This is a genomic window from Pseudonocardia kunmingensis (genome assembly GCF_006716445.1).
GTDB lineage: Bacteria > Actinomycetota > Actinomycetes > Mycobacteriales > Pseudonocardiaceae > Pseudonocardia > Pseudonocardia kunmingensis.
On sequence record NZ_VFPA01000004.1, the window covers coordinates 476405 to 489209 of the forward strand.

Annotated in this window: 13 protein-coding genes and 3 tRNA genes; 8 read left to right on the forward strand and 8 right to left on the reverse strand. The window is 74.3% G+C overall.

The annotated features are described in order from the left end of the window. Positions 1 to 269: 269 nt before the first annotated feature. Positions 270 to 1037 (forward strand): hypothetical protein, encoded by a 768-nt coding sequence (locus tag FB558_RS32025; RefSeq protein ID WP_142059978.1) that lies wholly within the window; start codon positions 270 to 272, stop codon positions 1035 to 1037. A 67-nt stretch (positions 1038 to 1104) separates the two neighbouring features. On the opposite strand, the gene FB558_RS32030 is transcribed toward FB558_RS32025, so the two are convergent. The 6 genes from FB558_RS32030 to FB558_RS32055 form a co-directional block, all read right to left on the reverse strand. After that, positions 1105 to 1320 carry a TetR family transcriptional regulator gene (locus FB558_RS32030; protein WP_142059980.1) on the reverse strand — a complete coding sequence of 72 codons (216 nt, stop codon included), beginning with the start codon at positions 1318 to 1320 and terminating at the stop codon, positions 1105 to 1107. Between the two features lie 91 nt (positions 1321 to 1411). Next, positions 1412 to 2683, reverse strand: a complete 1272-nt coding sequence (locus FB558_RS32035; RefSeq protein WP_142059982.1) for a GGDEF domain-containing protein — start codon at positions 2681 to 2683, stop codon at positions 1412 to 1414. Positions 2684 to 3051: 368 nt separating this feature from the next. After that, positions 3052 to 3128, reverse strand: a tRNA-Phe gene (locus tag FB558_RS32040). Between the two features lie 30 nt (positions 3129 to 3158). Then, positions 3159 to 3232: transfer RNA gene (locus FB558_RS32045), tRNA-Asp, on the reverse strand. 31 nt (positions 3233 to 3263) lie between these two features. Beyond that, a tRNA-Glu gene (locus tag FB558_RS32050) sits at positions 3264 to 3336 on the reverse strand. A 147-nt stretch (positions 3337 to 3483) separates the two neighbouring features. Continuing rightward, positions 3484 to 3717, reverse strand: a complete 234-nt coding sequence (locus FB558_RS32055) for a hypothetical protein (RefSeq protein WP_142059984.1) — start codon at positions 3715 to 3717, stop codon at positions 3484 to 3486. A gap of 403 nt (positions 3718 to 4120) precedes the next feature. Between FB558_RS32055 and FB558_RS32060 the strand changes: the two genes are divergently transcribed. Beyond that, entirely contained in the window at positions 4121 to 4450 is a 330-nt protein-coding gene (locus FB558_RS32060; RefSeq protein ID WP_142059986.1) for a hypothetical protein, read from the forward strand. Between the two features lie 57 nt (positions 4451 to 4507). Here the strand turns inward: FB558_RS32060 and FB558_RS32065 are convergent, their stop codons facing one another. Beyond that, positions 4508 to 5827: a GDSL-type esterase/lipase family protein gene (locus tag FB558_RS32065; RefSeq protein ID WP_142059988.1), complete on the reverse strand. Its 1320-nt coding sequence runs from the start codon at positions 5825 to 5827 to the stop codon at positions 4508 to 4510. 260 nt (positions 5828 to 6087) lie between these two features. Between FB558_RS32065 and FB558_RS32070 the strand changes: the two genes are divergently transcribed. The 3 genes from FB558_RS32070 to FB558_RS32080 all read left to right on the forward strand — a co-directional run bounded on the left by FB558_RS32070 (position 6088) and on the right by FB558_RS32080 (position 9329). Then, positions 6088 to 7965 (forward strand): propionyl-CoA synthetase, encoded by a 1878-nt coding sequence (locus FB558_RS32070; RefSeq protein ID WP_142059990.1) that lies wholly within the window; start codon positions 6088 to 6090, stop codon positions 7963 to 7965. Between the two features lie 195 nt (positions 7966 to 8160). Beyond that, a complete protein-coding gene (locus FB558_RS44135) occupies positions 8161 to 8688 on the forward strand; it encodes an excalibur calcium-binding domain-containing protein (RefSeq protein WP_211367000.1) in 528 nt (175 codons plus the stop codon). Next, positions 8685 to 9329, forward strand: coding sequence for a class F sortase (locus FB558_RS32080; RefSeq protein ID WP_142059992.1), 645 nt, complete (start codon positions 8685 to 8687; stop codon positions 9327 to 9329). Before FB558_RS44135 ends, FB558_RS32080 begins: the two co-directional genes overlap by 4 nt. On the opposite strand, the gene FB558_RS32085 is transcribed toward FB558_RS32080, so the two are convergent. Then, positions 9290 to 10228 (reverse strand): GntR family transcriptional regulator, encoded by a 939-nt coding sequence (locus tag FB558_RS32085; RefSeq protein WP_142059994.1) that lies wholly within the window; start codon positions 10226 to 10228, stop codon positions 9290 to 9292. The two genes, FB558_RS32080 and FB558_RS32085, sit on opposite strands and share 40 nt — an antisense overlap. Before the next feature lie 134 nt (positions 10229 to 10362). On the opposite strand from FB558_RS32085, the gene FB558_RS32090 reads away from it, so the two are divergent. The 3 genes from FB558_RS32090 (at position 10363) to FB558_RS32100 (ending at position 12705) form a co-directional block, all read left to right on the forward strand. Further along, positions 10363 to 11847 (forward strand): amidohydrolase family protein, encoded by a 1485-nt coding sequence (locus FB558_RS32090; RefSeq protein ID WP_142059996.1) that lies wholly within the window; start codon positions 10363 to 10365, stop codon positions 11845 to 11847. A gap of 48 nt (positions 11848 to 11895) precedes the next feature. Next, positions 11896 to 12090 (forward strand): ferredoxin, encoded by a 195-nt coding sequence (locus FB558_RS32095; RefSeq protein WP_142059998.1) that lies wholly within the window; start codon positions 11896 to 11898, stop codon positions 12088 to 12090. A gap of 72 nt (positions 12091 to 12162) precedes the next feature. Next, complete coding sequence (locus FB558_RS32100) at positions 12163 to 12705, forward strand: DUF1707 SHOCT-like domain-containing protein (RefSeq protein ID WP_246106905.1); 543 nt, start codon at positions 12163 to 12165, stop codon at positions 12703 to 12705. The last annotated feature ends 100 nt before the right edge of the window (positions 12706 to 12805 follow it).

Genomic DNA, 12805 nt, shown 5'->3' on the forward strand with positions numbered 1-12805 from the left:
GGCCTCACGATCAACTCCCACCCCATCGCGTGACCCCGTCGTCCGGCGCGCCGGGCACCACCGGCGTGGCGCGCGGCGCGTCGGGCAGTCGGCGCGCACGCGACCCTGGACCGGGTGACGCCCGACCCGGTGCCCGCGCGCGGTGGTGATCACGAGAGGTCACGACCCCGGCAACGCCGCCGTTCCCGTCCGTGTTCTTTCCCTGGCGTCACACCAGCCCCAGACGCATCATTCCGGACGTCTTGTCCATCCGATGTGGGGAGGCTCCGATGCGGAGTCGGAACACCGTGACCCTGTCGATCGCCGCGCTGACCGTGGGGATGCTCGCCACCGGTCTCGGTACCTCGACCGCGCTGGCCGCCGAACCGTCGGCCGCGCCGACCACGCTCGACGTGGCCGAGCAGGTGCCGCCGCTCCCGCCGACCCCCGTGCCGGTTCCGGGCGTCCCGCCGGTGCCCACGCCGACGCTCCCGAGCCCCGGAGTGGTGCCGACGCCCCCGGACCCGGGTGCGCTCCTGCCCGCTCCCGCGGTGCCGGCCGCCCCACCGCTGCCGGCCACGCCCGCGCTCCCGGCCGACGTGCCCGCGGTGCCGGCGGCCCCACCCGCACTCCCGGCCGCACCCGCGCTCCCCGCCGACGCCCCTGCGCTACCGGCAGCGCCGCCGGCGCTCGGCGCCCTACCGGTCCCGGCGGCCGTTCCCGCGCTTCCCGCAGCCAACGACGCGACGAACACGATCGGACAGGGCGACGACCCGGCCGACGAGCCTTCCGACGAGCCGGGCGACGAACCCTCGGACGAGCCCGCCGACGAACCCGCCGACGAGCCGACCGACGAACCCGCTGATGAGCCCGCCGACGAGCCGACCGACGAGCCGAGCGACGACGCCGCCTCGGACGAACCGGCCACCGGCACCACGGACCCCCAGCCTGCCGACGGGGCAGCGGCCGGCAGCGGCCCGTCCACCGACGCGCCGGTGGGCGTCGAGCCCGCGACAGGAGCCACCGTCCCCGGCGCCGTGCTGCCGGCGGCCCCCTGATCCGGAAACGGGATCGCCATGACGAACGGCACTTTCGTCGGCTAGGTTCCGACGGGAGTGCCGTTCGTCAGGTGGGGAGCCTGGGCCGGGGCGTGGCACCCCACGGGATGTCGTTCTTCGACGGGCAGTAGCGGAAGACGGTGCGCCTGCCGATGCCGGCCGCGGCCGCGATGTCGTCGACGGTGGTGGTGTCGAACCCGCGCTCGGTGAACAGGTCGAGCGCGATGTGCTCGACCTCCGACCGGGCGGACGAGCCGGTCGGGGTGGTCGTCGTGGCGTGCATCGGTGGGTTCCTCGGCGGGCGCGGGCCGGATCGGCCCCGGGCTGCCGACGATCGTGCCACGCGCCCGGCGGCGGCGTCCCGGCCGACGGGGTCAGGAACGGCGGTGCGGGGTGGGCCGGGTCACGCCGCTCGGTACGGTGTGCAGCCCCATGCGCACCGTGTTGCGACCGGCGCGCTTGGCGGCGTACATCGCGGTGTCGGCCACCTCGAGCAGCTGGGCGAGGTCGGTGCCGTCCGCGGGGTGGGTGGCCCCGCCGATCGACACCGTGAGCGCCTCGACGACCAGGCCCCCGCGCATCTCCGGCACCTCGACGCGCAGCGCGGCCACGCGCTTGCGGATGCGCTCGGCGACGGTGACCGCGGCGAGCCGGGCCTCCTCGTCCCCCTCGGCGCCGGGGAGCAGGACGACGAACTCCTCGCCACCGAACCGGCCGACGAGGTCGTCGTCGCGCACCTCCGCCCGCACCGCGGCGGCCACGGCGGCGAGCACGTGGTCGCCGACCAGGTGCCCGTGGCGGTCGTTGATGAGCTTGAAGTGGTCGAGGTCCAGCACCAGCAGACCGACCCGGCCGTCGGTGCGCTCGGCGCGCCGCAGGACCCGGGCCGCGCGCACGTGCCAGGCGGCCGCGTTGAGCAAGCCGGTCTTGCCGTCGACGCTGGCGGCCTCCTCCAGCTGCCGCACGAGCACGGTGCGGTGCAGGACGATCAGCGGGGGCAGCACCAGGACGGCGTACGCCGGACCGAGCGCGGCCATCGCCCCCGCGGCGAGCGCGCCCATCGAGAGCGTGGCGAACTCGAGCACGGCCTCGTCGCCGTGGGCGAGGACGTGCAGGAACGTGGGGAGGTCGCGGTTCGGGCCGCTCAGCACGATGACGGCGACGACCAGCACCATGTTGACGGCCGCGTAGGCCAGGAGCGCGAGCAGGACCGCGCCGAGGCCCTCCACCGTGTGGAAGAGCGCGTCGCGATCGACCAGCCCGGTGACGGCCGCGGCCGCCTGCACGGCGAGCACGACGGTGGCCGTGCTGAACAGGGCGCGGTGCGGAGGCACTCCGGTGCGGCGCCACACCCGGGCGTAGAGGTGGCCGTAGATGCCGATCACCACGACGCTCGCGAGCGCGCCGGGCAACAGAGCGGCCGCCGCGAACGCCCACACCGAGCTGAGGTCGATGTGCGGGCTCTCGTCGGAGCGGTCGCGCACCCGCTCGACGCCGAGCGACGCCTCGGTGCTCACTAGTCCGGCCGCGACGAGGACGGCCAGCAGCACGGCCCAGTTCTCGGGGAGGACCGGGACGTCTCGCGAGACCGCCGTGGCCAGGGTGCCGAGGGCCAGGAGTTCGACCGCGAGGATGACCGCGAGCACGGGGAACGGGAGCGTCCAGACGGACCATCGAGTTACCCCGATCGGTGCGCGTCGTGGCACTGGCATCCCCTGAAACCTTTCAGCCGAGCCCTCATCCTGGCGTTTCATTCCCCCATCCGGGCGGATGGTAGCCGGACGACGACCGTACGTCACCGGTCAGTGTGCCCCGTACGTGCCGCCGAACGCCGAACGGCCCTGGCAGGGCGGGCAACGGCCGGACGCTCTCGGCCCGGACGGCCCAAGCGCGCGCGCAGCACCACAGGAAAGCCTAACCGAGGGAGGCGGAGAGGAATGAAGGGCTGTGACGGCGGTCATGCCCGCAGTGAGAAGCGGACCCGGAGAACCCGGCCGGACGCGGCGTCGGGCTGTGGTGGCCAGGGGCGGGGTCGAACCGCCGACCTACCGCTTTTCAGGCGGTCGCTCGTACCAACTGAGCTACCTGGCCGAGAACCCGGCACTACACCGGGAGGTGGTGCGACCCAGACGGGACTCGAACCCGCGACCTTCGCCGTGACAGGGCGACGCGCTAACCAACTGCGCCACTGGGCCTTGCTGTTGTACTGGTCGTACTGGTGGAGCGTACCCCCAACGGGATTCGAACCCGCGCTGCCGCCTTGAAAGGGCGGAGTCCTAGGCCGCTAGACGATGGGGGCTTGGACCCGGGGGTCCCCGCCCTCCAACGGCTTTCCGTTGGGAGCTCGACCAGCATAAGGCAGGCGGCCGGCGCCCCCGAACCCGGGGGGGTCCAACCGCCCGCCGTCTGCGTTCCAGTGCTGGTCACACGCCCGGCGGGCGGCCCGTCAGCGCGTGACGGGCGGAGGCAGGTCGGGGTTGGCCGAGATCAGCCCGAGCATGTCGAGGAGCTGGCGCAGGTCCTCGGAGTCGTCGGAGTTGCGCGCCACCACCATCCGCGCGCGCCGCAGCTGCTCCTCGGACACGCGGTAGGCGTCGGCGGCAGTGCGCTGGCTGGGGATCGATCCGCTCGAGGCGAACCGTTCCCCCTCGAGTTCCTGACGTGCGCTACCGATTGTCATCGACGCCTCCCCGTGCGGTCGCCCACCAGTCGTTGACCGAGCGGGGGCGCGCCTCCCGCGGACTGCGCCGTCCGCCGGACACCGGTCGCCTCACCCGTCCCGGGCAACCCCAGCCCCGGTCCGGAACGCCCCGCAGCCACCCCCGTGGCCGTGACCGGCACGTTACCTAACGGGTGGCGTCGGATACACCCCTCTTCCCGGGTGAGCCTCACGGCCGACGCTCACGCAGTGCGAGCGCGCTCCTCGAAGGCCCGCGAGCCCGCCGCAGCGAAGCGGGGCGATCGGCGCGAGCCGTAGGCTTCGTGGCATGCCGCCGCCCCCCGAACGGCCCCGCTCGCGACATCGCGCTCCCGCGCCTGTGCGCCGGGAGCAGCCCGCGCGCCGGGAGCAGGCCGAGGAGCCCGTGGAGGACAGGGAGCTCGACTCCTACCTCGCGGCGCTCTCCGGCGGCGGGGAGGAGCACCCCACGGAGCTCACCGGACGGTTCGGCTCGGCGCAGGTGTTCCAGCTGCGCCTGCCGGCGCTGCGGATCGAGCAGCTGCGCCGGATCGCCTCCGACCGGGGCGTGTCGCCCGGCGCGCTCGCGGTCGACTGGGTGATCGAGCGACTGGACCGCGAGGACACCCCGACCGGCCCGCTGCCGGTGGTGGAGGACGAGGAGGAGCAGCCGAAGCGCCGCGGCCTGCGCCGCGCGCTGGGACGCAAGGCGCCGTCCTGGCCCTTCGGCCCCTGACCGCGGAAGCCGTCGCCGGCGTGGGCGGACACGGCCGGGGCGACTCCGCCCGCGGCGTCAGCGGCCGGCGACGACCACGCGTGCCGCCGGGTCCCCGCTGAGGCAGGGACTGCCCGTGAGCAGCGTGGGATCGACCGCGGCGGCGAGCGCCCGGTAGCCGGCTGCCGAGAGGTGCAGCCCGTCCCCCGCGTCGTAGGGCGGCGCCAGCCGGGAGGGGTCCGCCGGGTCCGCGACGGCGGCGGCGAAGTCGAAGACCCCATCGGCGTGCTCCCGGCCGTGGGCCCGGACCCACGCGTTGACCTCCTCGCGGGCCGCGAGACCCCCGGGCGTGCCGCGCGGTCCGGTGGTCGAGGGCGTCACCGTCGTGAGGAAGACGCGCTTGCCGGCCGACCGGGCGCGCTCGGCGACGAGCCGCAGGCCCGCGACGAGCTCCTCGGCCCCGCGGCCGGTGGCGATGTCGTTGGTGCCGACGTGCAGCACGACGTCGGTGGCGCCCGCGACGGTGAGGACGTCCCGGTCGAGCCGGTCCGTCACCGGCTCACCGTGGCGCGGCCCGTCGTCCGGGAGCAGCCGGTTGCCGGAGATGCCCGCGTTGAGCACCGCCATCGTCGCCGCCCCGCCGGTGTCGGCGATGCGCGCGGACAGCACGTCGGTCCACCGCTGCCCGGACGCGGCGCCCACGCCGTCGGTGATCGAGTCGCCGACGGCGACGACCGCGTTCACCGCCCGCGGCACGCGCACCTCCACGCCGCTGAGCACGGGCCAGGACGGCAGCACGGCGGGGAAGGCCGAGGCGTCCGCGAACGTGGCGTCCCCCCGCCCCGAGAGGTAGGTGTCGCGCAGCGCCACCGAATGCTGGGTGAGGACCTCGGGCACCACCGGCAGGAACAGGCTCACGGCCAGCGGCCTGCCCACCTCCGCGACCAGCGGGACCGGGTCGCTCATGACGTGCCCGCCGGGCGGGATCACCACCGACTGCTGCCCGCCGAACGCGACCGGCCGTCCGCTGCCCGCCACCATCCCGGCGGCTCCGTCCGAGCGAGCGGCGGTGGCGGCACCGACCGCGAGCGGCGTGGTGCCGTAGGCGTTGGACAGGCGTAGGCGCACCTGCGAACCCGTGACCTGCGGGTCCACCACCATCCGGACCGTGGCCCCACCCAGTCCCTCGGGGCGCGGGCCCGCCTCGGCGGCCGCCTGCCAGCCCGCCACCCAGCGTGGGCCGCAGGCGTCGACACCGGGCGCAGCCGCCGGTGGGCGGGCGGCGCCGCCGGTGGCGACGGCGAGCCCCACGGCGCAGGCGAGCGCCACCAGGACGGCCAGGCCGGACGGGAGCCAGCCCGCCGCCTGCACGTGTCCGTGTCGAGACGCCCTGCCCACTGCGCACCCCTCCGTAGGCGATTCGCTACGCACTGTGGAACGAGGCGGGCACTCGTCGGGTAGTCGGCCGAACGGGTGGTGACGCTACGTTGCGCTATGTCTGAGCGGGCCGCGGCTCCCGATGGAGGGACGGCCGACCACTCGGGCAGGTGGGTGACGCGAGCCCCGCCCGCGGGCCTGCACTCCGCTGCGCACACGGCTTACTGTCACCGCGGGAGCCCGGCGGGACCGGGCAGGCACGAGGGCGAGGAGGCCAGCGGATGGGTGGGTACGAGGACGTCTTCCGCGCCAGCACGGAGGACCCGGAGGGCTTCTGGCTCGGGGCGGCGCAGGCGATCGACTGGCACGTCGCGCCCACCCGCGCGCTCGACGCGTCGCGGCCGCCGTTCTACCGGTGGTTCCCCGACGGGGAGCTGAACGTCTGCCACAACGCCCTGGACCGGCACGTGGACGCGGGCCGGGGCGGCCAGGCCGCGCTGGTCTACGACTCCCCGGTCACCGGCACGCAGCGCACCTACACCTACGAGCAGCTGCGCGACGAGGTGGCGCGGTTCGCAGGCGTGCTCGCCGGTCTCGGCGTGGGCCGCGGCGACCGCGTGGTGATCTACCTGCCGATGGTGCCGGAGGCCGCGATCGCGATGCTCGCGTGCGCGCGGATCGGCGCCGTGCACTCGGTGGTCTTCGGCGGGTTCGCGCCGAAGGAGCTCGCGGTCCGGATCGACGACGCCGCGCCCACCGTCGTCGTCTCGGCGTCGTGCGGCATCGAGGGCAAGCGGGTGATCGAGTACAAGCCGCTGCTGGACGCGGCGATCGAGCAGGCGACCCACAAGCCCGCGAAACGCGTGATCCTGCAGCGCCCGCAGGCCGAGGCCGCGCTGGGTCCGGACGACGTCGACTGGGCGGCGGCGATGGCGTCGGCCACCCCCGCGGACTGCGTGCCGGTGCGGTCGACCGACCCGCTCTACGTCCTCTACACCTCCGGCACGACCGGGAAGCCGAAGGGCGTGGTGCGCGACAGCGGGGGCCACGCGGTCGCGCTGCGCTGGTCCATGCCGAACGTCTACGACGTCGACACCGGCGAGACGATCTTCACCGCGTCCGACGTCGGGTGGGTCGTCGGCCACTCCTACATCGTCTACGCGCCGCTGCTCGCCGGGGCCACCACCGTGCTCTACGAGGGCAAGCCGGTCGGCACGCCGGACGCCGGGCAGTTCTGGCGCGTGGTCGCCGAGCACGGCGTCAAGAGCCTCTTCACCGCCCCCACCGCCTTCCGCGCGATCAAGAAGGAGGACCCGCACGGCGAGTACGCACAGCAGTACGACCTCTCCGGGCTGCGCTACCTGTTCCTCGCCGGTGAGCGGCTGGACCCGGAGACCTACCGGTGGGCCGCCGACCTGCTCGGCATCCCCGTGATCGACCACTGGTGGCAGACCGAGACGGGCTGGCCGATCGTGGCCAACCCGGCGGGCATCGAGCTGCTCCCGACCAAGCCCGGCTCCCCGACGAAGCCGCTGCCCGGCTGGGACGTGCAGGTGCTCGACACCTCGGGGAAGCCGGTCGAGCCGGGCACCGACGGCGCGATCGTCGTCAAGCTGCCGATGCCGCCGGGCTCGCTGCCCACGCTGTGGAACGACGACGAGCGGTTCGTGCAGTCCTACCTGGCCGCGTTCGACGGCTACTACCTCACCGGCGACGGCGGCCGGATCGACTCCGACGGCTACGTCTACGTCATGGGCCGCACCGACGACGTGATCAACGTGGCCGGCCACCGGCTCTCGACCGGCGGCATGGAGGAGGTCCTCGCCTCGCACCCGGACGTCGCTGAGTGCGCGGTGATCGGCGTGGCCGACGTGATGAAGGGGCAGGTCCCCCGCGGGTTCGTCGTGCTGAAGGCGGGCGTCGAGCGGGACGAGGAGCAGTTGCGCGCCGAGCTCGTGCAGCTGGTGCGCGACCAGGTCGGCGCGGTGGCGAGCCTCAAGGACGTGGCTGTCGTCCCGGCCCTGCCGAAGACCCGCTCGGGCAAGATCCTGCGCAAGACGATGCGCGGCATCGCAGACGGAGTGGACGAGCCGGTGCCCAGCACGATCGACGACGCGACGGTGTTGGACGCGCTACGCCCGGTGCTGCGCCGCAGCTGATCCACCTGACGAACGGCACTCTCGTCGGTGAGGTACCGACGAGAGTGCCGTTCGTCGGGACGGGGACAGGGCCGGATGGCGCAATTCGTGACGGCTCGGTAACACCTCGTGGTCCGGTGGAGACATCCCCGTGCAGGCCGGCGCTCCCCCGACGGCGGCCGCTCCCCCGCTCCACCTCGAGAGGACCCCGCTCTCATGGCTCCCGTCTCCGCACCCCGGCGTCGCCGTGCGGCCGTGTTCGCCGCCACGCTCACCGCCGCCCTCGTCGTCGCCATGGCCGGCACCGCCCTGGCCGCCGAAGACCTCGACTGCTCCGACTTCGACCACCAGGAGGAGGCCCAGGCCGTCCTCGAGGAGGACCGGTCCGACCCGCACCGGCTCGACGGTGGCCCGGACGGCGCCGGCGACGGCGTGGCCTGCGAGTCGCTGCCCCGCCGCGGCGACGCGGACGACGCGGGCGTCGACGAGGACGCGGACGAGGACGCACCGGCCACCACACCGGCCACCCCGGCGGAGGACGACGGGGACGGCGACCGCGACTGCCCCGACTTCGCCACCCAGGCGGCGGCGCAGGCCGCGCTGGCGCGAGGTGCGGGCGACCGCGAGCGGCTCGACGCCGACGACGACGGCATCGCCTGCGAGCGGCACTTCGGCACCGAGGGCCGCCAGGTGGCGGTGTTCCCGCAGGGTGGTGTGGCCACCGGCGGGGTCCCCCGGCCGTGACCCGCACGCTCCGGCGAGCCGGGCTCGCCGCCGTGCTCCTCGCGCTGGTCACGGCGTGCGCAGCGCCGCCCGTGCCGGGCCCGGTCGGTCGCGCCGCGACCTCGGCCGCCACCTCGGCCACCCCGGCCGCGCCGGTCGCGAGCGTGCCGCCGCCCGCACCGGACGCGGCGCTCGCGCCGTCCGCGCCCGTCGGGATCGCGGTGCCCGCGATCGGGGTGCGCGTCGAGTCGCTGCTCGCCCTCGGCATCGCCGGGGACGGCGAGCTCGAGGTGCCCCCGGACGCGGCGAGCGCCGGATGGTTCACCCTCGGCCCCACGCCCGGCGCCCGCGGGCCTGCGGTGATCGCCGGACACGTCGACTACGCGGGCGTTCCCGGCGTGTTCCACCGCCTCGCCGAACTGGCGCCCGGCGACGAGGTCAGCGTGCCGCGGGCCGACGGGTCCCGGGCCGTGTTCGGCACCTACCGGGTGGACCGGTACGCGAAGTCGGAGTTCCCCACCGAGCGCGTCTACGGCGACACCGGCGGCCCCGAGCTCCGGCTGATCACCTGCGGGGGCGCCTTCGACACCCGCAGCGGGCACTACAGCGACAACGTCGTGGCCTACGCGCGGCTGGTGGGGGTCGTCCGAGAACGCGGGTGACGCTGTGCGATGCCGTCGAGATAGGCGGTCAGGGCGTGGTCGAACACGCCGTCGACGTCGACGACCGCAGCCTGGCCCACCGCCGCGAGTCGCGGAAGGCGCCCGGATTCCACCAGCGCCGTCGCTTCGGCGTCGACCACCGACCACCACTGCGCGTTGCGCATCCGCGTCTCGCGTTCGGCGCGCAGTTCGCCGGCGGCGCCGAGGGCCAGGCCGCGCACGAGCGCGGGCAGCGCGAGCGCGGCCCGGGTCCGCTCGGCAGGCGGGAGGCCGAGCTCGTCCAACGCCTGCAACGTCCACTCGCCGTGCACCATCGCCTCGGGAACCAAGGGCGGTCTGGTCACCGAGAGGAGCTCTGCGAGCCACGGATGCCGGCGGTAGAGCCGCCACTGCAGCCGGTACACGCTCTCGAGCCGGGACCGCCACCCGGCGAGTCCCGGGCCCGGGAGCGGATGGGCCCGGAACACCGTCCGGATCATGAGGTACTCGAGCTCTTCCCGACCGGCGACGTGGTGGTAGAGCGACATCGGCGTCACGCCGAGCTCCCCGGCGATGCTGCGCATGGTCACCGCCTCCAGCCCGTCCGCGTCGGCACGGGCGAGCGCGGCCGCGACGATCTGGGCCCTGCTCAACCCGTGGTCGGCGGATCGGACGCGTCGTCCCGGCGGCCGCTCGGGGACGCGCACCACGGTGCCGGCTCCCGGGCGCGTGACGACGAGTCCCTCGTCGCGCAGGACCGCGAGCGCCCGGCTCGCGGTCGCCATGGCGACCCCCCAGTCGCGGACCAGCTGCCGGGTCGAGGGCACGCGGTCACCCGGCCGCAGCTCCCCGGAGGCGATCCGTTCCCGCAGGGCCCCGGCGATGCGCTCGAACGGACGCCCGCGCTGATCTGGTGGCACGGTCGCATCGTACTAGTGCGCTGCTGCGCCTCCGGCGGTCAAGCCTCCGGTAGCTAGAGCGCGTTGTAGTGCTCTTCTCAGAAAGCGCACTGCCGTCGGCGAATGGCCGGGCGCGTGCGCCATACGTTGTACAGGTGACCAGAGCAGACCTCGTCCACGCCCTCACGCACGTCACCGTCGTCGACGCGACCGGTGCACCTGCCCGTCCCGACCAGACCTTGCTGGTCGACGGCGCGACGATCACGACGATCGGCCCTTCCGCCGAGGTGCCCGTCCCCCGGTCGGCGGCCGTCCTGGACCTGACGGGGAAGTACCTGATCCCCGGCTTGGTGGACATGCACGTCCACAGCGGCGGAGCGGATGTCGACGACGAGCGGCTCGCCCCCGCGCTGTACGTCGCGAACGGCAACACCACGGTGCGCGAGATGTGGGGCAGGCCCCAGCTGCACGAGTGGCGCCGCCGCCGGGACGCGGGCGAGCTGCTGGGGCCTCGCTCGATCATCGGCAGCCCACTGGTGGACGGTGCGCCCGCCCTGTGGTCCGACATCCCCGGCGCCGAGCTCGGCATCGACCATCCGGTCCTCGTCGCCACCACGCCGGCGCAGGCCCGCCGCGCCGTCGCCGAGGCCGTCGACGGCGGCGCGGACTTCGTCAAGGTCTACTCCCGCCTGGAGCGCGAGCCCTACCTCGCGGTGCTGGACGAGGCGTACCGCCGCGACATCCCCGTGGCAGGCCACCGATCGGACAACTTTCCGCTGGCCGAGCAGATCGAGCGCGGCCAGCGCTCGTTCGAGCACCTCTTCGGCCTCGGGCCGGCCACGTCGAGCGACCCGGAGCGGTGGGAAGCCGCGCTGGCGCGCATCGCCCTGGGCCCCGACTTCTACTTCGGGAGCTGGTTCACACAGGTCGGCCAGGTGGAGTGGGACGCGGTCGGCGACTACAGCCGGCCGGCGGCCACCGCGCTCTTCGACCGCATCGTCGCCGCCGACGTCGCCTTCTGCCCGACCCTCGTCATGCACGCGGCCATCGATCTCCCCGACTTCGTGCGCACCGATGATCCGCTGCTGCGCTACCTGCCGCCCGACACGCCCGAGGCCTGGTCGTTCCTGCAGCGGGAGGTCTTCCACGACGGCGGGCGCAGTCCCGAGGTCGAGGCCCGGCGGCGGGTCCTGTTCGACCACCGCCGAGCGGCCGTGGCAGCGATGGACGAGGCGGGCGTGCGCCTGTTGGCCGGCACGGACAACGGCACTCCCGGCACCCTGCCCGGGTTCGCCCTGCACGAGGAGCTCGAACTGCTGGTCGGCGCGGGACTGAGCCCGATGCGCGCCCTCCAGACCGCGACCCTCGAACCCGCGCGGTTCCTCGGCTGCGAGGACCGGTCGGGCACGATCCAGCCCGGGAGGATCGCGGACCTGGTCGTCCTGGACGCCGACCCGCTCGACGACATCCGCAACACGACGCGGATCCACGCGGTGATGGTCGAGGGGCGCTACGTCGGCCCGGCCGAACGCCGCGAACTGCTCACCACGGCCGCGGCAGTCGCGGCCGAGGGCGGGGTTCCACCCGTCGGCCCTGACGGACGCGACCGCGGGGAAGTCGGGTCCACGCGCGGCTGGTGAGGGTCGCCTGAGTACCGGTCGCTGCGCGCGAGGGGCACCATGGGGCCCATGAAGGTCGTCGTCGACTTCGATCTGTGTGAGTCCAACGCCGTCTGCATGGGCATCGCCCCCGAGGTGTTCGAGGTGCGGGAGGACGACTTCCTCTACATCCTCGACGAGAACCCACCGGAGGAGCTGCGCCCGAAGATGGAGCAGGCCGTCGCCGCCTGCCCACGGGCGGCCATCAGCCTCGTGGAGGAATGATCGCAGATCTCGGGGTCCGCTCCGGGACGATCCCTGATGTCCGCTGCTCCGCGCGGCGTAGCGTCATCGCTCGTGGATGATCAGTCAGCTGCGCCGGACCTGCGGGTGTCACACGCCGAGCGGGAGCACGTCGTCGAGCTGCTGAGCGGGCACTTCCGCGAGGGCAGGCTCACGGTCGACGAGTACGCCGAGCGGTCGGACACCGCGTCGGCGGCCCGGACCCGCCGCGATCTGAACATGCTGCTCGTCGACCTGCCCGGGGCGGAGCTCGCACAGGCACGGGACGTCGTCGAGCTCACCAACATCGCCGGTGACCTGCGGCGGCACGGCCAGTGGACCGTGCCGGCGCGGATCGTCGTCCGGTCCCGGTTCGGCAACGCCCACCTCGACTGCCGCGCGGCGCGGTTCACCGCACCGACGGTGACGATCGACGTGGAGCTGGGCGTCGGCAACCTCGACATCCGGCTGCCGAAGGGCGCCTCGGTGGAACTTGAAGGGGCCCACGCGAAGCTGGGGACCGTCATCGACAGGACGGAGAAGCAGTTCGAGCGCGGAGATCCGCATGTCGTCGTCCGCGGCGGAACGGCGATCGGGAACGTCCGCGTCCGCTATTGACGGGTTCTGCGGCTTCTCCGCGGCTGACCGGCACCGGACCCCCCGCCTCGGACGCGTTGCACTTCCCCCCGGCCTCGGCGAATGATCGCGGGCAGACCTG

Excerpts from the sequence above, each read along its gene's own strand:
- FB558_RS32055 (WP_142059984.1), bottom strand. The coding sequence starts at position 3,717 with ATGACAATCGGTAGCGCACGTCAGGAACTCGAGGGGGAACGGTTCGCC.
- FB558_RS32070 (WP_142059990.1), top strand. The coding sequence starts at position 6,088 with ATGGGTGGGTACGAGGACGTCTTCCGCGCCAGCACGGAGGACCCGGAG.
- FB558_RS32095 (WP_142059998.1), top strand. The coding sequence starts at position 11,896 with ATGAAGGTCGTCGTCGACTTCGATCTGTGTGAGTCCAACGCCGTCTGC.
- FB558_RS44135 (WP_211367000.1), top strand. The coding sequence starts at position 8,161 with ATGGCTCCCGTCTCCGCACCCCGGCGTCGCCGTGCGGCCGTGTTCGCC.
- FB558_RS32025 (WP_142059978.1), top strand. The coding sequence starts at position 270 with ATGCGGAGTCGGAACACCGTGACCCTGTCGATCGCCGCGCTGACCGTG.
- FB558_RS32030 (WP_142059980.1), bottom strand. The coding sequence starts at position 1,320 with ATGCACGCCACGACGACCACCCCGACCGGCTCGTCCGCCCGGTCGGAG.